Below are 20424 nucleotides of genomic sequence, written 5' to 3'. Positions count from 1 at the left end.
TGCACTACAAAGCTATTAAAAGTTTCTTATCCTCCAAATATATTTTGATGTAAATATGAAGTCATTTTAGTGGTACGAACGCTTAAATAGCCTTAAAATATCTAATTTGCCCCCTGTATGACCGCATGGAAAAGAATTTTAGCGCTGATGATCGGCATTGTCAGTTTCTCAGGCATTCAGGCTCAACGATATAAGGTCAGTGGTGTGGTTAAAGATGCGCATTCCCAGGAAGTAATCCCCTTTGCAACTTTGCAGTTCCTAGGCACCAACGAGGGAATGGTCACCAACGAAGAAGGTTTTTATCAATTCAACCTGAACGGAATACCATCTGATTCATTACTTGTTAGAGTAATGGGATACCAGCGAACTGTAATGTTTGTTAGCCGTACCGATACGGCGCAGCTTATCAATTTTGAGATCAGCCGCTCCGATGTATCGCTTAAACAGTTCGAAGTAAAAGCGAACGTTAACTTTGCCTTGCTCCTGCTCCGACAAATCATTCGCCGTAAACCCGACAACAATTACGATAAACTAGACAACTACAAATACGAGGTATACAATAAGCTGGAGCTGGACATGAAAAACCTGAATACGGTTAAATTGTCGAAGAACCGCTTCACTAAACCTTTTGCTTTTGTACTGAAAAATATTGACAGCACTTCTGAAACCAAACCTTTCCTGCCGGTATTCCTGACGGAATCAATTTCTGATTACTACTTTCAACGCAGCCCGCGGAAAGAGAAAGAGATTATCAAAGCCAGCCGCACATCCGGCTTAGACAATGAAAGTGTAACAAAGTTCCTGGGCAGCATGTACCAGAACATAAACGTATACGACAACTACATCCCGGTATTCGATAAACAATTCGTAAGCCCGATCTCCAACAGCGGCGCCATGTTTTACAACTACCGCATTACCGATACGCAGTACGTGGCCAGCAAGCGGTACATCAAACTTAACTTCCTCCCGAAAAGAAAAGGAGAAAATGTGTTTGTGGGAGAAGTGTGGGTGCAGGACAGTACGTATGCAGTACAGAAAATGAGTATGTCGGTACCGGGTGATGCCAACATTAACTTTGTACGCCGCATTAGCCTGGTGCAGGAGTTTAAGCCGATTTACGACAGTACGCAGTGGTTCCTGGCAAAAGATAAGTTCATCGTCGACTTCTGGACGCCCAGCCCGAAACCGACGAAAACACTGGAGTTTATCGGCCGCAAAACCACCAGTTACGAACATGTGATCGTGAACGACACGGCCGCCACCAACATCTTCGAAGAGAAAAAGAAGTACCCGCAAAATATTGTGATCGCCGACAGCGCGCGTAAACGTGACGAAGATTACTGGGTGCAGGCCCGCCACGATTCCCTCACGAAAAACGAAGTAGCGATTTATAAGATGGTGGACACGCTGCAAAAAATGCCGCTGTTCCAGAAGTACTCCAACACGATCAAATTCATTGCTACCGGATACAAAGCTTTCGGTCCGCTGGAATGGGGCCCGTATTGGTACCTGTTCAGCCAAAACCGCCTCGAAGGCTTCCGTATGCGCCTCGACCTGGGCACGACGCCGCAGGTGCATAAAGACATTTATCTTTACGGCTACCTGGCGTACGGCTTCGGCGACCAGCGTTTCAAAGGTAAAATGACCGGGTTGTGGATACTGGACCGTTCACCACGCACTTACCTGTACGCCTCCTACACCCGCGACCTCGACAACGGCGCCACGTACTACGATGAGGTAGGTACCGACAACATCTTCTCGCTCGCCATCCGTAAACAAGGCGTTCCGCAGAAGTTTATGATGATCGACGAAAAGCGGCTCGAGTTCTATAAAGAATACTACAACGGCTTCTCTCACCACTTATCGGTGATACATAAACAATTCATGCCTTTTGCGCCCCTTCCGGGCAAGGAATACTATCCGAAGGACATCAGCGGACGCACGCCGTTAGCCAACTCGGAAGTGGCCTTAAAACTCCGTTATGCCTATCGCGAAGAGTTCCTGGAAGGCAACTACTACCGCTATAGCCTTGGCAGCAAATATCCTGTGGTGGAAGGCCGTTTCGCAGTAGGCATACCAGGCGTCGCCGGCAGCAACTACTCTTACGAAAAGGTATCACTCACCGTATCTGATTACTGGAAAGTAGGCGCATTGGGCACCATTTATTACAACTTGTTCGGCGGTAAAGTATTCGGTCCCGCATTGCCTTATCCCCTGCTGGAAATACATCCCGGTAACGAAATTTACTATTACAACAAGTACGCGTTTAACATGATGAACCGCTTCGAGTTCCTGAGTGATGAATACGCGGGCTTTAACGTAGAACATACGATCGGCAGCGGCATCTTCAACTACATACCGTTAGTGCGTAAACTGAAGTTCCGCCAGTTCTGGACGGCGAAAGGTGTGATCGGCAAACTCACTGAAAAGAACAAACAACTGAACCTGAATAACGGCTATGCTTTCAAAACACTGGAAGGCAGCCCGTACCTCGAAGTTGGTACCGGCGTGGAAAATATCCTGAAATTCCTGCGGGTAGATTTTGTGTGGCGAGTGGCGCCTGGCCGCAAACCCGGGGAGGAATACAATCGTACTTTCGGGGTGTTCGGAAGCTTCAAATTATCCTTCTAAAAGCGGAACGTCTTGCTACTGTACGAAAAGGGGCTGTCTCAAAAGTAATTTCTACCCGTTTTTATACGGGTACCTGATGGAGAAATTTTTCGTTTACGCGATTCTCATGACCATCAAACTACTTTTGAGACAGCCCCTTCTTTATTGATGGCAAAGGTTATACTTATTTAAGTGTTGTAAGATTCTTGCCGCCGTTTACCTGTACGTAGTATTTAAACGTCAGGTACGGAGCAGGTGTTGCACGGGTAGGCGCTTCAGGATTGCCTTTGTACAGGGAAACCATCTGCAGTTTCACATATCTGCCGGCACGGTTCTTAAACACCAATGTACGGTTAGGCTGTGCAGTCAGAACGTGTGAAGTCATGTTGTAGTTATACCAGCCCACTGCGCCACCGAAGCCATTAATACCTACTTTGGTATATTTAAATGCTGTGTCATGCGGAACAGTAGTCAATGCGTCAAATGCGCTATCTACCAACGCGATCTTACCATTCTGTGCAGCTACGTCACCGTTATAAGTGCCCGTGAAAGAGATATCCCATTTGCCGGTATCCGCTTTAGAGAGCAGTTGACTGTCGAGGGTAAAGTAGCGGGGAGCCTTGGCACCCGCACCACTGGCTGCAGCCGTATCGGCAGCGAGGTCGGTGATAGAAACGGCAACGGCCGGAATGTTTGGTTTTTCATCGTCTTTGCCGCACGCTACTAAGGTTAAAACGGCCGCTGATGCTGCTACTAATGCTTGCTTGTAATTGATACGCATGTTTGAAGGTTTATAAAATTTAAAAAGATGGTTTTATGGTTTGAGGAACTTCCATCCAATACCCACGGTGTATACACGCCCCGCAAGGTTTGGAATGAAAGGGTTCATATGCCCGGTGATATTGTCCACCGATAATTGTGCAGACAGCCTGTTCTGCAGGAATGTTTTTCCCACAGTTGCATTCAACAGTGTATAGCCTTTTACAAAACGATCGTACTCGTCGATGAACTGGTTGCCGTTCAAATCAGTATAACCGTACTTACCGCGATAGTTCGCACGTAAACTGACGGTAATGCCTAAGGGCTTGTGTTCATACGCGAGTCGCAGGTTACCCATGTGCCGCGAGCGGTTTTCAATACCGTAGTAATCCTTTTCGGTGGAACGGCGCGCCTGTCCGTAACTATCTGCTATCGACGCATAATTACCAGTACCGCTTTTGATAGAATCGATCACGTCGCGGTTCTTTGCATACAGCAGCTGATAGCCGCCGCTCAGCGAAAAGCCGTAAGGCAGCTGCCAGCTGGCGTTCACTTCCAGTCCCTGCATACGGGCTTTGGATACGTTTACGTAAGAGTACACCTGCCAGCCATTCGTTTTTTCGGCAACTGTGATGGTGTTGATAAGATCTGTTACGTCGTTCCGGAACACGTTCATTTCGACCTTTATTTTACGCAAGGGTGTTAAAGTAAAACCGGCGTTGTAAGAAGTAGATCGTTCTGGGCTTAATGACCGGATGCTGGCCGCTGCAGGCAACACGTTCCCTATTTCGCCCGCATCCTGCAACCGTTGTAAACCGGTTTCAAATTCTTCCACCCCTAATACGGTATAACCTACCTGTGCGTTTGTAAATGACAGGTACGACTGCCTGAAGTCGGGCGCTTTAAATCCACGACCGACAGATGCTTTAAAGTTGATGATGTGGTTCGGCGTGTAACGCACTGCCAGTTTAGGACTCAGCTGATCGCCGTACAGGTTGTTGCGATCGTAACGAAGGCCGCCGAGTATACCGAATTGCGCTCCTATTTTCCAATCGATCTGCATATACGCAAAAGCGCTTTGCATTTGTCGTTTGGCCGAATAACGGGTGGCCTCCAATGATTCGAGCGTACCGCCCGCGCCGCCGGTAAACCATTTGTTAGTGTATTGCAACTCGGCGCCCTGCATGTATTGCGTGAAGAAATTATCTTCCAGCGCAGCACCGGTAGTTTTGTTGGCAATGCTTTCGTTGGTACCGTAACGGGTGAGGTAGTATTGCGTCTTCAACGTACTGCTGTCGCGCAGGCGGCTATCGAGTGTAGCCATGATGTTCAGGTCTTTTTCACTTCGCTTATCACTGGTGGTAACACCGGAAATATAACCGTAATCGTTATGCTGATGCAGATGTGCCCAACGTGCCGACAGGTTTAACCTGTTATTCTCATTAAGCAGGTAACCGCCGCGGGCCTGCAACGTATACGTTGCATACGGCAATACGGTATTAGCCTGTTGCGCATCCGGATTGGCATTAAAACCATCGGTACGGTAATAGTTACCGGAAAGCGAAATATGTCCTTTGTTATGATGGAATGGCAGGCCGCCTTCCATGATGGCATCAAAGGTGTTGTAAGTGCCGTATCGTAAATTCGCATTCAGACTTATTGCACTTAACGGCTTACGTGTAATGATGTTGATCACACCAGCCAATGCTTCGCTGCCGTATAAACAAGAGCTGGCGCCCTTTACGATCTCGATACGCTCTATGTCGGCAATGGTGATGCGCGAAAGATCGAGCATGCCGGAGTTGCGGCCAATTAACGGCTGCCCGTCGATCATGATCATCGTATAAGCAGGATCGAACCCCTGTAACTGCAAGCCCGAACCATGACTACCGCCGCTCACATCAGACACTAATGCAAGCCCGGTTTGTTCACGCAGTACTTCATCCAGCCGGCGACTGCCAAGCATATCAATCTGTTTGCGCGAAATAACGCTAACGGGAATAGGTACTTTGCTGCTCAGGCTCTCAGTGCGCGTAGCGGTCACCACCACCTCGCCCAGGTCTTTCTGCTGCATGCTGGTATCGGTTTGCGCGAAGGCTGCAGAACATACGGCACATAAAAATATCGTGTATAAAAATCTCGTCAGGCACATGTCCGGTTCTGTGAGTTGGTTTATGGCAGAAAAGCGTATAGATATGCAGCAAACACCTGAAACAGGCGTATGCTGAAGGCGGGCGGAGTAATGACAAAATTAGATGTTGAAACAGGAATTCATTTACGCAAACGGGAAAATCGTTTACGCAATCGGGAAAAATAAATGCGTAGTCTCGGTATAGTAGCGACGTCATTGCCAGCGGAGCGAAACAAACTTCGATGCCATAACTTTTTAAACATAAGAACTCGCGTGCAGCCTTCTATTGTAGCGGATGTTTGCTTCATTTCATTCGCAATGACGACGAGGGGTAGATGCAAAAGTCCCGACGTAACCGCCGGGACTTTACAAAATATATGGCTGGCTTATAATGTTGCGGCCAATGCTCTCCACGTTTCCAGCTCGGGTTGGCCGGGCTTACGTTTGCCGAAGAACTGTACAATCATTTCACCGGCGGCGTCAAATACTTCGAGTGAAGTTACCACACCATCTACCGAAGGCTTCTCCACGATCCAGCTTTGAGCAATGTCGCCCATTTTCAGATGGATGTTCAAGTCCGGGTCCATTACGTTGATCCATCCAGGGATTTCGAGGATCTTGTTTACCGGGCCGGTATGTATTTCAATATTACCATGGTTGCCTACGAAAATCATAATTTCCAGGCCGGATGCCGCCGCCTGTTCCAACAGCTGTTTCGCCGCTTCGTTGGAGGTTTTGCGGGCAAAGCGGCCTTCTGCCAGCGCCAGCGCCTGTGTGCGGGAAACTTTGTGTTTCATGATCAGCGGGAAGAAGTCATGCGTATCTTTCAATACCGCCCATTCTTCCAGGAAGGCTGTCTTATCTACCTGTTCCGCATACACGGGTTTTCTTGCAGGTGCTTGTTCCGCAATCATGTTATCCTGCACATCCGCCGTAAAATCAGCCACTACCTTATCCCATGCTGCACGATCTGTGGCATCGGTAGGATAAAACTTGATCACTGCTACACCCTGGCCATCAAATACCTGGATGGATGTTTTAAAGCCGGAAGCCTCATCATCGTTCACTGCAAAACCATGTGCCCATTTATTCATGAACATACGCAGATCGATATCAGCACCCAATACCAGGCCTACATGCGGATTATCTACATCTACTTTCTCGAACACACCTTTCCTTTCGATCACGCAGCTTTCGTTGCGCGTAAGTACCATTACTTTCCCCAGCTCGGGCATACATTTGATCAATGCACGAAAATCGGGGTTAAGGCGGGTTACGCAGGTGCCTGCAAAAGCAGCCACCAATGCACCTTCGCTGGTGCCGATCTGTTGCGCGGCATCGCGGATGCGTACTTTCGGATTATCTACACGGAATTGCAGCCATTTGTCTTTCAGCGATGTGGCAGTTACTGTACTCATATTTAATGCGTTTAATGCCGTAGCGGCAGTTGGTAATTGAATTGGGCCCTCCCCTGTAGTGGTTACTACCAGGGGGTAGTTGAAGCCGGGATGCTCCAGCACCTGTACGGCAATACCGAAACAGGCGGAAATGTTAGCCGGCGTAAATACGTTACGTACAGTGCCGCTGGAGTGTACACCTCCATGCTTCAGCATCCATACATGTTGCGCATACGCTGCAGCCAATTGAAAATCGTGCAGCACAGCTACTACCAGTACGCCCTGCTTCGCCAGCTGCTGCGCTAATTGAAGCGACAGCTGCTGATGCAGGATGTCCATACCGGTAACCGGCTCATCGAGTAATAATATTTTTTTGCCGGCATAATCCATGCCCTGTATATCCGGCACTTCCAGCAGTTGCGCCAGCACGCGGGCCATTTGCACCCGTTGCTTTTGTCCGCCCGAAAGTGTGAGGTAAGAGCGGTCACGCAGGTCGTATACCTGTAGCTGCCTTAAAGCATAGTTCACCAGCTCCTTATCGGCTGTAGCACTACGGCCACCATGCACATAGCGCCCCATCGCTACTACTTCCTGCACGGTGAATGGCAATGAAAGCGAGAGTTGTTGAGATAACACGGCACGTTGCTGCGCCTGGTCGCTAATGCTCATCTGCCGCAGGTTGCGGCCTGCCATTTTTATTTCGCCGGTGTAATGAGGATATTCTCCAGCCAGGGTGCGGAGCAAAGTAGATTTACCTTCACCGTTCGCACCCATCAATACACACACCGCGCCCGTACCCGCCTGTATTGACAGGTTTCGGAGAATGGGCCTGCCGCCTAATTCTACGGTGAGGTTGTTTACTTCAAGCATCATATGGCCAGCGATTTTTTCTCTTTTAATATCAGCCAGATAAAGAAGGGCGTACCGATGATTGCCGTTACAATACCTACCGGTATTTCCGCCGGAGCGGCAATGGTGCGGCAAAGCAGATCTGAAACGGTGAGTAGTACTGCTCCCAGCAAAGCCGAACAGGGAATAAGAATGCGATTGTCTGGCCCGGTGACCTGCCTCACAATATGCGGTACTACCAGTCCTACAAAGCCTATCACCCCGGCCACCGCAACACCTGCTGCAACGGCCATGGTGGCACATATGATCAGCTGTGTTTTCAGACGGCTTACCTTCACACCGCTGTGCATTGCCTCACGTTCACCCAGGGCAAACACGTTTAATGCATAAGCGATGCGTGGCAGGAATATCAGCGGGAGCACCACAAAGGGCAACACCGCCAGCACTGTACGCCAGCTCGCCCCGCCCAGGCTGCCCATCAACCAGAAAATGATGCTCCTCAATTGTTCATTGGTGGATACATAAGTCATTAACCCGGTGATGGCATTACACAGCGCGTTGATCGCAATACCCGCCAGCAACATAGTAGACATGATCGCCTGTCCATTACGCAGCGATATGCGGAACACGATTAGTACCGCCACAACAGCGCCACAAAAAGTGACGATGTTCATGAGGTAATATTGTAAGAGCGGACTGTCAGCAAAAAAGGAAAAGGAAGATTGCAGTACGATGAGCATCACCGCTGTAAGCGATGCGCCAGCGCTCACGCCTATCAGTCCGGGATCGGCTAACGGGTTACGGAATAATCCCTGTAACGCGGCACCCGCAATACCCAATCCGGCGCCGATGATGACGCCTAATACAACGCGCGGTAAACGGATCATCCATAATACGGCGGCCGTTCCTTCTTCGTAAGCTACGGGTACACGAATACCAGTTTTCGCGAGTAAGATCGCGATTACCTGCATGGGTGAAATGGGCATGGCACCAATGCCTGTACTAAACACAACCGCTGCGATCAGCATACCTACGAGTACCGTAACAATGCCTGCGCGTTTCATTCCTTTATTCATTCACTATCCCTCTATCTTCTGTGTAAGTTCGCGCAGCGCCTGTACTATACGCGGGCCAAAGCCGGTGAGCAGCTGACCGTCCATGACGATTACTTTCTTTTCTTTACCGGCCGTAGTTTGTGCTACGCCCTGCACTTTCAATAAACCGTTCACACCGCCCATGCTTTCCAGCCCGGTATCGAACATCAGGATCACATCCGGATTGGCAGCCACAAGTGCTTCGGCTGTTAACGGTTTGAAATCTTTGAATCCATCCGCTGCATTTTTTGCACCGGCGAGGGTGATCATTTTATCAAGCGAGGTTTCTTTACCGGCCACCATCATGGTACCGGCACCACGCGCATAAATGAATAATACCTTTTTCGGACGGCTTAACGCTTTAATGCCCTGGCGGTCTGTTTCCAGTTGTTTGCAAAGCGCAGCGCCTTTCGCAGCCACGTTCAGCGCAGCAGCTACCTGGTTAATGAGGGTACAGGTACCTTCCAGTGAATACTCCTGGGTAAGTACGACGGTCTTAACCCCTACTGATTTAAACTGCTCCAACACCGCAGGCGATACGTGGTTAGATGTAGTGATCACCAGGTCTGGCTGCAATGCCAGTACAGGTTCTGCAGTGATGTTGCGGTTGTGACCCACCTTGGCTACTTTTTGCATAGATGCCGGGTAAGTACTGGTCACATCCACACCTACTAATTGCTTCTCGAACCCGAGTGCGCAAAGAATTTCGGTTACTGTTCCGTTGAGCGATACGATACGTTTTTGCGCCTGCGCCGTATTTACGATCAACAATGCACAGGCCAGCAACATAGCCGGAAGCGCACGCGATAAAGCTTTCATCCTGGTAATGATTTAATGTTTAAACAATACACGCTTCAGACAAAAAAGATGATCGGCCCTGTCTAGAATTGGGCCAACCACCAGCTTACCGGAGCAATTACTCCGCCATGCCCGGCAAGGTTATCTTTAAGCAATAAGTTCCCCTCCCGGCATTTTTTAAAAAGCCGGACAGGTACACAATGATTGAGTTGAAAGGTCGAATTGGTAATACAAGACTTGCTTGATAACGGCGGAAGTTACCAGGTAAGACTTAGTTAGCGCGGAGTAATTGAGTGGAACAAAACTAAGTCATAAAATTGTAACCTAATAATCAAATCGGGAAATTTTTGACAATTAATTTACGCAAGCGGGAAGATGTAGGCTCATGGCTGACGTAAACACCACCCTGAAAGGCTACTTTTACCTGAAGTCGATCTCGGCGAATACAGGAATATGGTCAGAAATACCCCTTGCCTGATCGAACAGGGGGAAGTCGCGATAGAAGTGAATCACGCCGGAGCGGAGCACATTTAATTGCCGATGCGGTATGAAAATATTATCGAATGCGGAAGCCAGGCAATCCATCCCCCTACACTTTTGACGAAGCGATGTCTTTTGCGTAGTGAGTACAGGCAGGTAACCCATCTTCTTAAACGGGTTAAATACGCTATGGGAAGACGGCAGGTTAAAGTCGCCGCAAAACACTAACGGATAAGGCCCTTTCGTGACCGGCAAATAGCGCAGATACTTTACCTCCCGCTCCGGTTGCTGCTTTGCAGTAATGGCGTGAAAGCCGGCAAGCGTAAATATTTGCTTCTCATATTTTAGATCTATGTAAAACGGTTCGCGGTCTATCTGTAAGTGATATTGCTTTTCCAACCGGGCAGCGCCGATTTTAGTCAGGCGGCTCGTCTTCCAAAGAAAAGCATAACGTTCGCGCTTATACGCACTGCTGCTCGTGGACACACTCACCACGTAATCCCACCGCACACCGGTACGATTCAAATGCTCCGCCAGTTTTGCCACGGCTTGCGCACCACCTGCACCGGCCACCACTTCCTGTATGGATACTACATCACAATGTTTAATCGTTTGCGCGATATAACGGATCTGTTCATCGGTGCGCGTTTGTCCGAAGTCGCGTATGTTCCAGGTGCAAACGATGATGGAAGCATAGGTGGAAACGCCCGTCAGCAGCAAGACACAGGCGAGTATAATCAATCTAACAAAAGCTGGCATATACGTTCGTCGACATAAAAAGAGGCTGCATCGTTGCGTGATACAGCCTCTTCAAAACGATTTATTCGGGAAGATATTATTTCAATAATTCGCCCAACTTCGCTTCCAACGCGTTGCCGCGGAGGTTAGCAGCTACGATCTTACCGGAAGGATCGAGCAGGATGTTGGTTGGTATACCGTTGATGTTGTACAAAGGCACGACTGCAGATTCCCAAAACTTGAGGTCACTCACATGCGCCCAGTTAAGACCGTCAGCCGCAATTGCCTTTTGCCAGTCTGCTTTTTCCCTGTCCAGCGACACACCCAATATGGTGAAGTTTTTCGCTTTATAGGCATTATACGCTTTTACTACGTTCGGGTTCTCCTGGCGGCAAGGACCACACCAGCTGGCCCAGAAATCTACCAGTACATACTTACCGCGGAAAGAACTCAGGCTTACCATTTTGCCATTAACATCCGGCAGGGTAAAGTCAGGCGCGGTTTGACCAATCATTTTAGCCGGACCATCTTCCGGACCAGTTGGCTGTGGCTGGTCGTCCTGTTTCATTTGTTCGCCCAGCTTTTGCGCTACTGATTTTACAAATGGGTTCTGCGGGAAACGTTTTTCCAGGTTGGCCAAACGCTCTTTATAAGCAGTTTGCTCCTGTGGCGTTTCCGGAGGCAACAGTGTAAACGCAAAAGCGGCAGTGGCCGGGTTTTTAGAATTGTTGGTCACATCTATTACCTCTTTTTTCAAGGCTTCTACCTCTTTGGTGAACGTCTCGTTCGTAACCGCTTGCAGGCTATCGGTACCTTTGATCTGCTGCAGACTGTCCATGCGCATCTGAAGGCCGGTGAGCGTAACGCTTTTCTCGTTATACTTGTTCAGCATATCGCGGATTTCCACGGTGCCGTCGGAACCTTTGACCGCGATCTTCTCCAGTTGATTATAGTCTCCGTCGATCGCGATGTCGCCTGCATCCAGCGCCAGCATAATAAACTTACCATCTTCAAAACGAATGCGGTAAAGTCCCTGTGTATTCACCAATCCTTTCAGCGTAAACTTGCCGGCAGGATCAGTAATGTTGGTGCTATCTACGATCTTCGGGTATTCTATCGTGAGTTCTTCCAGCACTACTTTATTCAGCGGTGCATTGGCCAGCTTCACATCTATCTTAAACTCCCCTTTCTCCTCCTGCTCATTACAGCCCACTGCGAACAACGCGGCTGCGAAAGCTGACAGTAATATTGATTTTTTCATTTCGGGTCTTTTGTTTTGATAACTGAATCTTTCAAAAATAGGTGTTAAAAGCGATATCGAAAGGCAGGTTAACCTTCTTTTAACGGAGTTTTTCCGCCAGCAACTGGTTAGTCAATTTAGGATCTGCTTTTCCTTTGGACAACTTCATTACCTCTCCTACGAACAGCGCCATCAATCCTTTTTTACCTGCTTTAAACTCTTTCACCTTATCCGGATATTTGGCCAGCACCTCATCTACGATCGGTGCAATGCTGCCGGCATCCGTATCCTGCACCAGGTTTAGCCCAGTGGCAATATCGAGCGGCGCTTTTTCCGGCGTCTTTATCAATTCAGGTAAAATGCGGGAAGAGGCGATGGAAAAATTCACCTTCCCATCTGCCACCAGTGCAATGAGCGCCGCCAGCGAAGCGGCAGGAAGCGGGTACTGATCTATGCTGATGCTATGTTCGTTCAGGTAAGACTTTACAGGACCGAGCATCCAGTTGGCTGCGGCTTTGTAGTGCGGTGTGGTTGCAATAAGCGCTTCGAAATACTGCACTGTTTCGCGGTCGTCGCAAAGCACGTTCGCATCGTATTCGGGCAGGCCAAGTTGCTGCACATACTTTTGCACCAGTTGTTCCGGCAATGGCGGCAAGGCCTTACGAATATCATCGATAAACGCATCGGAGAAGTTGAACGGCGCCAGGTCTGGCTCGGCGAAGTAGCGGTAATCGTTTGCTTCTTCTTTAGATCGAAGTGGGAACGAGCTGCCATTAGCAGCATCGAAGCTGCGGGTTTCCTGCACAATACGTTCGCCCCGCTCCGTCATTTCGATCTGGCGTTTTACTTCGTTATCGATCGCACGTTTCACGTTGCGGATAGAGTTCATGTTCTTCACTTCCACCTTCGTGCCTAAATTGGTATCGCCTTTCAGGCGGATGGAAATATTCGCATCGCAACGCATACTTCCTTCTTCCATATTGCCATCGCACACTTCGAGGAAGCGCACGAGACGGCGCAACACCGTGAGGTAAGCGTAGGCTTCGTCCGAAGTATGTAAATCCGGCTCGGTCACGATCTCCACCAGCGGCACACCTGCACGGTTATAGTCGATCAGGGTATTGTCCGGGTCCTGGTCGTGTATCGATTTGCCGGCATCTTCTTCCAGGTGGATGCGGTTGAGTGTGATGTTACGGGCACCTGCATCTGTTACTATAGCTACGTAGCCACCTTTACAAATAGGCGCAGTATGTTGCGATACCTGGTATCCTTTGGGAAGATCGGGATAGAAATAGTTTTTACGGGCAAAATAGTTCTCCTTTTCTATTTCACAATGGCAGGCCAGGCCCAGGCGGATGGCGTACTCTACGGCCTTCTTGTTCAAAAAGGGCAATGTACCCGGGTGCGCCAGGGTGATGGGACTGATATGCGTATTGGGAGCGCCGCCGAATGCTGCGCTGTCGTTACAAAACAGTTTACTCACCGTTTGCAGCTGTGCATGCACCTCCAGCCCTATTACGGCTTCGTACTTACTATAATCGATGTTCAAGCTCATGATATTTGTGTCCGGACGATTCGTACAAAGATATTCAAACTGGGATAATGGTGGGGGAATTTTGGTTGGGAGGGATAATGCCCCTCTGCCAATAAAAAAGCCTGCACTAAGCAGGCCTTTTGTTACGCTAACACTTAAACTATATCTATTGTATGAAAACCTATAAATCTGCTTTATTCAGCTTTTTTGGCACTTTTACGGTCAGCGTTTGCACTTTGCCGCCGCGAAGTATTTTCGCGTTCAGTTCGCCTTTAGCCTTGTTCGCCTGGTAGGTGCTTACCACGTCGCGGGCCGACCGTACGGCAGAACCGCCCAGTTCTGTAATCACATCCTCCTCCTTAAACCCGGCCTTTTCCGCTGCGGAGCCTTCAGTTACGTCCAGCACCTTTACACCCTTACCGTCTTCTGTATCCTGTACAGACAGTCCCAGACGGGTGCTATTATCTTCTCTCTGGCGCTGCATACCTCCGAAGAAGTCCTCCAGGTCGCCGCCACGAGGCATCCTGCGGAAGTCGAACGTATTATCGTCCCCGCCACGCGGCATGCTGCGGAAGTTGAAGGTATTGCCATCATCGCCACCGAAGTTTAACGGCGCTGCCGGCCTCTCACCCAATTTAGCTTTTGCCTTGCTTTCCTTTTTATTACGCAGGTACGTCACGGTCACTTCCTCACCCGGCTTTTTAGCAGCAATGGCTTCGAACAGTTCCTGTGGTTCGCTGATTTTAGCATCATTCACTTGGGTGATAACGTCGCCTTCTTTGAGGCCGGCCTTTTCGGCAGCGCTGCCTTCGGACACTTCTTTCACCGTTGCGCCAGCCGCTTCTTCCTTGGCCGTAATAACTCCTAACACCGCTTTACCAGCAAGCGATGGGGCCTCGGGAGCCCCTTCGCCGCGGTAGAGCTGCATGCCGCCACGCGGCGCGCCCCTGAAACTGAAAGTATTGCCATCCACCGGCGTATTGCGGCGATGGTAAACGGAAATGTCTTCTCCTTTATATTCACTGATCTTTTTACCGTCCACATACACCTCACCGTCTTTGATCTCGACGGTTACCTTCCCGTCTTTGCCATCCTTTCTCTTCAAAATAATCTCATCGTATTCGCCGAGTTTATTCGCTCCTTTCTCCTGCGCTATAACCGGCAAGGCAACGGCAGTCATGCCTGCAAGGCCCAGTGTGTATAACAGCTTATTCATGGTTTGATGTAATTGATTGTTTCCACACAAATTTATCGGTGAGGGCTAAAAAGAAAAAGTTAAAAAGCGGGTCGATGGACTAACAGAATGTTAAAAATTTCAGCTTACGGATGGGGCCGGATGGACCGATAAACCATCGGCGATCAACTCAACATCCTTTAAGCAAAATTGCTGCATCCTTCGTTCATCCTTCGTATATGGTTCGTATATCCTTCGTATAAGGTTCGTATACCTACGAATCATTTACGAAGTATCTACGAAGGATATACGGACTATCTACGAAGGATATAGCCAGGTTTGTCGAAGGATGTAGCCGTTCGATACGATAAATCCAAAAAAAGGGCCGTAAGCGATGCTTACGACCCTTTCGATATTGATAATGAGACTGTTACAAGGAATCTTTAACTGCGTCAATCGCTTGTTGAAGCTGTGCAGTTTCCTGGCCACCTGCCGAAGCGAGAGCCTTCTGTCCACCGCCGCCCCCTTTGATGAGGCCGGCGATCTTCTCTTTAATGATTTTAGTGGCGTCCAGACCTTTTTCAGTTACCAAATTGTCCGCGATGCTTACCACTACCTGGGCTTTACCGGCCACTTCGGCCGCCAGTACCACGACGAAGTTTTCCATCAGGGGCTTCAGCGCGAGGGCAAGCTGACGGAGGGTATCCGCACTGCTGGCTTCTATCTGCAGACCGAGGAAGTTGATGCCGTTTACTGCTACCGCCTTCGCCGGCAGGGTAGCAGCCATCTGTTGCACCTGTTTCAGTTCGAGGGCAGCCAGCTGTTTTTCCAGGGCGGCTTTGTCGTTCACGAGGTTCTCGATTACTTTTGCCAGGTCTTTAGGATTCTTCAGCTGCGTTTTCACCGCCTTCAATATCTCGAATTGCTCGTTGATATAAGCTTCTGCTTTCGCACCGGTTACCGCTTCTACACGGCGTACACCAGCAGCCACCGCACTTTCAGCTACGAATTTAAAGATACCGAGTTCACCAGTGGAGCCTACGTGGGTACCGCCACACAGTTCTACCGAATAGGCAGGATCCATTACCACAACACGCACCACATCGCCGTACTTTTCACCAAACAGGGCCATAGCGCCCAATTTCAGGGCTTCTTCCTTGGGCAGTTCTTTGATCACTACGGGAATGTTTTCCCTTATCTTCTCATTTACGATCGCTTCGATCTTTGCCAGTTCCTCGTCGGTTACTTTAGCGAAGTGGGAGAAGTCGAAACGCAGGTTTTCACCGTTTACCAGGGAGCCTTTCTGGGCTACGTGGTTACCCAACACCAGGCGCAGCGCAGCATGCAGCAAGTGGGTAGCGGAGTGGTTCTTTTCGGTATTGATGCGTACCTCTTTATTAACGGTCGCTTTTACCGGCGCGGCCACGTTGGCAGGCAGCGTATCGGTAAAATGTACGATCAGGTCGTTTTCTTTCTTTGTATCGGTAACGATAATGGTTTCACCGGCAAAGTCGAGCACGCCAGTATCCCCTACCTGCCCGCCGCTTTCGGCATAGAAAGGGGTTTGGTCGAGTACCAGTTGGTATTGCTCCTTACCTTTTGCCTTTACCTTGCGGTATTTCAGCACTTTGGCGTCGGCTTCCAGGGTAGTGTAGCCGATGAACTTACCGGAAGGCTGCTCGTCCAGCATCGTCCAATCGCCCATGTCCAGCGCGGTGGCCGCACGGGAACGGTCCTTCTGCTTCTGCAGCTCGGCCTTAAAACCTTCTTCGTCTACCGCGAAGCCGTTCTCAGAAGCGATAAGCGCGGTGAGATCGTAAGGGAAGCCGTAGGTATCATATAATTCAAAGGCGGTAGCGCCATCGATGTTCTTCTGTTTAGCGGCGCCAATCACGTCTTCTACGCGACGGATACCCCCTTCCAGGGTACGGAGGAAGCTGTTTTCTTCCTCAAACACCACTTTCTTCACAAAATCAACCTGCTGGCTCAGCTCCGGGAATACGTGGGCGAATTGCCCGGCCAGTTGTGGCACGAGTTCGTGCAGCAGGGGCTTTTTCACATCCAGGAAGGAATAGTAGTAACGCACCGCCCTGCGCAGGATGCGGCGGATCACGTAACCGGCGTCGGTGTTAGACGGCAGCTGTCCGTCGGCAATCGCGAAGCAGATCGCACGAATATGGTCGGCAATTACGCGGAAGGCGATGTCGGTCTTTTCGGTTTCGCCATACTTTTTACCGCAGAACGTTTCAGTTACGCGAATGGTTGGCTGAAACACGTCGGTGTCGTAGTTGGACGTTTTCTGTTGCAGCACGCGCACCAGTCGCTCGAAGCCCATACCAGTGTCCACGTGTTGGGCAGGCAGGGGTTGCAGGCTCTTGTCTTTCAGGCGGTTAAACTGCATGAATACGTTGTTCCATATCTCGATCACCTGAGGGTGGTCGGCGTTCACCAGGGTAGCGCCGTCTACCAGGGCGCGTTCCGCATCTGGCCGACAGTCCACATGTATTTCGCTACAGGGGCCACAGGGACCAGTGTCGCCCATCTCCCAGAAGTTATCTTTTTTATTACCCATGAGGATACGGTCTTCGGCCACGAACTGTTTCCAGAACTCGTAAGCCTCGGTGTCCTTCTCCAGGTTTTCTTTGCTATCTCCCTCAAAAACAGTCACATACAACCTGTCTTTCGGGATTTTATACACCTCGCTCAGCAGTTCCCAGCTCCAGGCAATGGCTTCTTTCTTAAAATAGTCGCCAAAGCTCCAGTTACCCAGCATTTCGAACATCGTGTGGTGATAGGTGTCGATACCTACTTCCTCGAGGTCGTTATGCTTGCCGCTTACGCGGAGGCACTTTTGTGTGTCGGCCGCGCGTTTCCAGGGCGCCGCCTGGTTGCCCAGGAAATAGTCCTTAAACTGGTTCATACCCGCGTTAGTAAACTTGAGGGTAGGGTCGTTTTTCAATACGATCGGGGCCGAAGGCACGATGGTGTGGCCTTTGGAAGCGAAGAAATCCAGGAATTGTTGTCTGATCTGGGCTGCTGTCATAAAGGTATTGCTAGGTATTAATATCTATTTTAAATTTTATAATTGCGACTATGTTAAATTTGGCTTTAATTTGTATCCCAGCGAAAATAAGCCGGTTACCAGACTATATCCTTGGGAAATGGTTTGTTCGCGAAATTCCATTATGTTTAACCCCGCTGTGCCAGCCCAATTCTTTAGCCGCCAATTTCAGGCGCGGTGCAAAAATATTGAAAGCTGTCGCATTATTCAAAAACGAAGCAGAAAAGCGTTTTTAGCCCGAAAACGGCCAAAGCGCCCGAAATAAATCAAGTGGATGAACGTTCAGTGATGAACGCGCCCAGCTTTAGACACACCTGGTTCAATGAAGAAGGTCAAATATTTCTACAACACACAAACGCTCAAATATGAAAAGCTCGTCGTATCCGTACGCGTAAAAATCCTGCGTATACTGGGCTTTCTTTCGGCCGCCATCGTAACCGGCATCCTTTTCCTTTCGGTAGCATACCGCTTCCTGGATTCTCCGAAGGAAAAAAACCTGCGCCGTGAAATAGACCAGATGAAGGAACAGTACGACCTGCTGAAAGACCGCCTGGGCGAAGTGAAAGGCCAACTTTCCGAACTGCAGCACCGCGACAATGAAATTTACCGGGTGATATTTGAAGCGACACCGATTGCAGACAGCGTGCGTGCCGGTGATATAGTGAAGAAGAACGAGGAAAAGCTGCAAACACTCACCAACAGCGAGGTGATCGAAGCGACCTCCAACACACTGGCCGAAATTACCAACCGGATCAAAATACAGGAGAAATCATATTTACAGATAGACGATCTTATCAAGAACAAGCAAAAAATGCTGGCTTCTATCCCGGCCATTCAGCCAGTAGCCAATAAAGACCTGGACCGTATTGCTTCCGGTTTCGGTTACCGGGTAGACCCGATCTACAAAACCGTAAAGTTCCATAGCGGTCTCGATTTCGCAGCGCCCTCCGGCACGCCTATTTATGCTACCGGCGACGGCACCGTGGAAGATGCGAGCATGAGCGAGGTAGGGTATGGCAACCACGTGATACTGAACCACGGCTACGGTTACAAAACCTTGTATGGACACATGGTGCGCATCAAGGTAAAACGTGGACAGGCCGTTAAACGTGGCGATGTGGTAGGATGGGTGGGCAGCACCGGTAAATCTACTGGTCCGCACTGCCACTACGAGGTAATTAAAAACAACGGAAAAGTAGATCCTGTCTTCTTCTTCTTCAACGATCTTACCGCCGAGCAATTCGACAGAATGCTGAAGGTAGCGCGCTCCAGCAACCAGTCACTGGATTAATGGAATGATTCTTGCACACCTGGGCAAATGATGCGAAAAAGGGGGTATCTTGATCGTGAAAACAGTCCTTTAAATTATTAGTTTTGTAATCACTATCAGCTTACCCTTAACCGTAACATCATGATGCAGCAACTAGACCTTTTTGGATCCTCTGAACCGCAGCCGGTGAAGGAAAAGGCAGTGCCGCAAGTGAAAGATCAGGAGGTGGAGCAAAAAGAGGACGAACATATCATTCAGCAACCGGCAGCATTAACGCCACCGGCAACCGTATCGGTAAGTATCACGGTGCAAAAGCCGCCCATGCCGCAGGAGCAGCCTGCCGTTAACGCAGCTAAGCCTAAAAAGCGGGGACGCAAGTCACTGAAAGATAGTGCCGACGATCCGCAGATCATCCAGGAAATAGATAAGCTTAAACTCGATAAACTCTATTACCCGATCAGCGAAGTAGCGAACATGTTCCGCGTAAATACCTCCCTTATCCGCTACTGGGAAAATGAGTTCGATATTCTTCAACCCAAGAAAAACCGTAAAGGCGACCGCCTCTTCCGGCCGGAGGATATTCAAAACCTGAAGCTCATCTACCATTTACTCAGAGAACGTAAATACACCATAGAAGGTGCCAAGCAAAAACTGCGGGAAGACCGGAAAGTAGCCGCCCGTAATTTTGAAATGGTACAATCACTTTTAAAAGTCAAAGGATTTTTATCAGAACTTAAAGACCAATTATAAAAATTAATACATGATGCGATTAAAGACAATGCTGGCTGGCTGTGGCTTACTCCTTTCCTCTGTAGTAATGGCGCAGACAGAAGCCGGGAAAGCGGCGGACGGCTCTAAGATCATGAAGGGCAAAGTTGAACTGAAAACGATGACCAGCGACCCGGAACTGGCCTGGTTCCATACCGGCATCAATAAATACGAGGCGAAAGAAACGCAGGTAAACCTGATTAAGGCGAACAATACCAAATACAAGTTTGTGGCCATTACCAGTACCTGGGACGCCGCCGGTAAAAAATTGCTGCCGCAATTCTATAAGATCATGATTATGGCCAGCGTACCCGAAACTAACTTCGAAGCTTACGCGGTGGATCAAAACCAGCACTCCGGCACAAAAGCCGATGATCGCTATAAAGTAAAGACGGCACCTGCTATCGTGGTACTGAAAGAAGGCAAGGAAGTAGGCCGCATTAATGGCGAACCATCCGGCGCCCTGGAAGATGCGATTGCCGGCATTATCATGAAAACCGAGGAACCATAGTTACCTTATC

General features: G+C 49.3%; 14 protein-coding genes. 4 read left to right on the top strand and 10 right to left on the bottom strand.

The window, feature by feature from the left end:
- Positions 1-117 precede the first annotated feature (117 nt).
- Positions 118-2631: a DUF5686 and carboxypeptidase regulatory-like domain-containing protein gene (locus MKQ68_RS23750; RefSeq protein ID WP_264281234.1), complete on the top strand. Its 2514-nt coding sequence runs from the start codon at positions 118-120 to the stop codon at positions 2629-2631.
- A gap of 163 nt (positions 2632-2794) precedes the next feature.
- Here MKQ68_RS23750 and MKQ68_RS23745 read toward each other — a convergent pair whose 3' ends face one another.
- The 10 genes from MKQ68_RS23745 to alaS form a co-directional block, all read right to left on the bottom strand.
- Entirely contained in the window at positions 2795-3391 is a 597-nt protein-coding gene (locus MKQ68_RS23745) for an HmuY family protein (RefSeq protein WP_244836799.1), read from the bottom strand.
- A gap of 33 nt (positions 3392-3424) precedes the next feature.
- Positions 3425-5443, bottom strand: a complete 2019-nt coding sequence (locus tag MKQ68_RS23740) for a TonB-dependent receptor plug domain-containing protein (RefSeq protein ID WP_264281233.1) — start codon at positions 5441-5443, stop codon at positions 3425-3427.
- 443 nt (positions 5444-5886) lie between these two features.
- Positions 5887-7770 (bottom strand): heme ABC transporter ATP-binding protein, encoded by a 1884-nt coding sequence (locus MKQ68_RS23735; RefSeq protein ID WP_264281232.1) that lies wholly within the window; start codon positions 7768-7770, stop codon positions 5887-5889.
- Positions 7767-8822 carry a FecCD family ABC transporter permease gene (locus MKQ68_RS23730; RefSeq protein ID WP_264281231.1) on the bottom strand — a complete coding sequence of 352 codons (1056 nt, stop codon included), beginning with the start codon at positions 8820-8822 and terminating at the stop codon, positions 7767-7769. The genes MKQ68_RS23735 and MKQ68_RS23730 overlap by 4 nt, the downstream gene beginning before the upstream one ends.
- A 3-nt stretch (positions 8823-8825) precedes the next feature.
- Complete coding sequence (locus MKQ68_RS23725; protein ID WP_264281230.1) at positions 8826-9659, bottom strand: heme/hemin ABC transporter substrate-binding protein; 834 nt, start codon at positions 9657-9659, stop codon at positions 8826-8828.
- Between the two features lie 399 nt (positions 9660-10058).
- The gene (locus MKQ68_RS23720) at positions 10059-10877 is read right to left on the bottom strand and encodes an endonuclease/exonuclease/phosphatase family protein (protein ID WP_264281229.1); all 819 of its coding nucleotides are present in this window, start codon (positions 10875-10877) and stop codon (positions 10059-10061) included.
- A 76-nt stretch (positions 10878-10953) separates the two neighbouring features.
- The gene (locus MKQ68_RS23715) at positions 10954-12117 is read right to left on the bottom strand and encodes an AhpC/TSA family protein (RefSeq protein WP_264281228.1); all 1164 of its coding nucleotides are present in this window, start codon (positions 12115-12117) and stop codon (positions 10954-10956) included.
- 79 nt (positions 12118-12196) lie between these two features.
- Positions 12197-13651 (bottom strand): Asp-tRNA(Asn)/Glu-tRNA(Gln) amidotransferase subunit GatB, encoded by a 1455-nt coding sequence (gene gatB, locus MKQ68_RS23710; RefSeq protein ID WP_264281227.1) that lies wholly within the window; start codon positions 13649-13651, stop codon positions 12197-12199.
- 160 nt (positions 13652-13811) lie between these two features.
- Positions 13812-14846: a PDZ domain-containing protein gene (locus MKQ68_RS23705; protein ID WP_264281226.1), complete on the bottom strand. Its 1035-nt coding sequence runs from the start codon at positions 14844-14846 to the stop codon at positions 13812-13814.
- Positions 14847-15234: 388 nt separating this feature from the next.
- The gene (gene alaS / locus MKQ68_RS23700) at positions 15235-17847 is read right to left on the bottom strand and encodes an alanine--tRNA ligase (RefSeq protein ID WP_264281225.1); all 2613 of its coding nucleotides are present in this window, start codon (positions 17845-17847) and stop codon (positions 15235-15237) included.
- A 340-nt stretch (positions 17848-18187) separates the two neighbouring features.
- On the opposite strand from alaS, the gene MKQ68_RS23695 reads away from it, so the two are divergent.
- The 3 genes from MKQ68_RS23695 to MKQ68_RS23685 all read left to right on the top strand — a co-directional run bounded on the left by MKQ68_RS23695 (position 18188) and on the right by MKQ68_RS23685 (position 20414).
- The gene (locus MKQ68_RS23695) at positions 18188-19156 is read left to right on the top strand and encodes a M23 family metallopeptidase (RefSeq protein WP_264281224.1); all 969 of its coding nucleotides are present in this window, start codon (positions 18188-18190) and stop codon (positions 19154-19156) included.
- Positions 19157-19276: 120 nt separating this feature from the next.
- Positions 19277-19885, top strand: coding sequence for a MerR family transcriptional regulator (locus MKQ68_RS23690; RefSeq protein WP_244836781.1), 609 nt, complete (start codon positions 19277-19279; stop codon positions 19883-19885).
- 10 nt (positions 19886-19895) lie between these two features.
- Complete coding sequence (locus tag MKQ68_RS23685) at positions 19896-20414, top strand: thioredoxin domain-containing protein (RefSeq protein WP_264281223.1); 519 nt, start codon at positions 19896-19898, stop codon at positions 20412-20414.
- Positions 20415-20424: the final 10 nt, after the last annotated feature.

Origin of the sequence: Chitinophaga horti, from assembly GCF_022867795.2 — a bacterium.
Lineage (GTDB): Bacteria > Bacteroidota > Bacteroidia > Chitinophagales > Chitinophagaceae > Chitinophaga > Chitinophaga horti.
This window is presented reverse-complemented; position numbering and strand designations above follow the sequence as displayed.

Coding starts and splice junctions, on each gene's coding strand:
- MKQ68_RS23745 (WP_244836799.1), bottom strand. CDS start 3,391: ATGCGTATCAATTACAAGCAAGCATTAGTAGCAGCATCAGCGGCCGTT.
- MKQ68_RS23740 (WP_264281233.1), bottom strand. CDS start 5,443: ATGCAGCAGAAAGACCTGGGCGAGGTGGTGGTGACCGCTACGCGCACT.
- MKQ68_RS23695 (WP_264281224.1), top strand. CDS start 18,188: ATGAAGAAGGTCAAATATTTCTACAACACACAAACGCTCAAATATGAA.
- MKQ68_RS23730 (WP_264281231.1), bottom strand. CDS start 8,822: ATGAATAAAGGAATGAAACGCGCAGGCATTGTTACGGTACTCGTAGGT.
- MKQ68_RS23725 (WP_264281230.1), bottom strand. CDS start 9,659: ATGAAAGCTTTATCGCGTGCGCTTCCGGCTATGTTGCTGGCCTGTGCA.
- MKQ68_RS23685 (WP_264281223.1), top strand. CDS start 19,896: ATGATGCGATTAAAGACAATGCTGGCTGGCTGTGGCTTACTCCTTTCC.
- MKQ68_RS23720 (WP_264281229.1), bottom strand. CDS start 10,877: ATGCCAGCTTTTGTTAGATTGATTATACTCGCCTGTGTCTTGCTGCTG.
- MKQ68_RS23750 (WP_264281234.1), top strand. CDS start 118: ATGACCGCATGGAAAAGAATTTTAGCGCTGATGATCGGCATTGTCAGT.
- MKQ68_RS23690 (WP_244836781.1), top strand. CDS start 19,277: ATGATGCAGCAACTAGACCTTTTTGGATCCTCTGAACCGCAGCCGGTG.
- MKQ68_RS23705 (WP_264281226.1), bottom strand. CDS start 14,846: ATGAATAAGCTGTTATACACACTGGGCCTTGCAGGCATGACTGCCGTT.
- MKQ68_RS23735 (WP_264281232.1), bottom strand. CDS start 7,770: ATGATGCTTGAAGTAAACAACCTCACCGTAGAATTAGGCGGCAGGCCC.
- alaS (WP_264281225.1), bottom strand. CDS start 17,847: ATGACAGCAGCCCAGATCAGACAACAATTCCTGGATTTCTTCGCTTCC.
- MKQ68_RS23715 (WP_264281228.1), bottom strand. CDS start 12,117: ATGAAAAAATCAATATTACTGTCAGCTTTCGCAGCCGCGTTGTTCGCA.
- gatB (WP_264281227.1), bottom strand. CDS start 13,651: ATGAGCTTGAACATCGATTATAGTAAGTACGAAGCCGTAATAGGGCTG.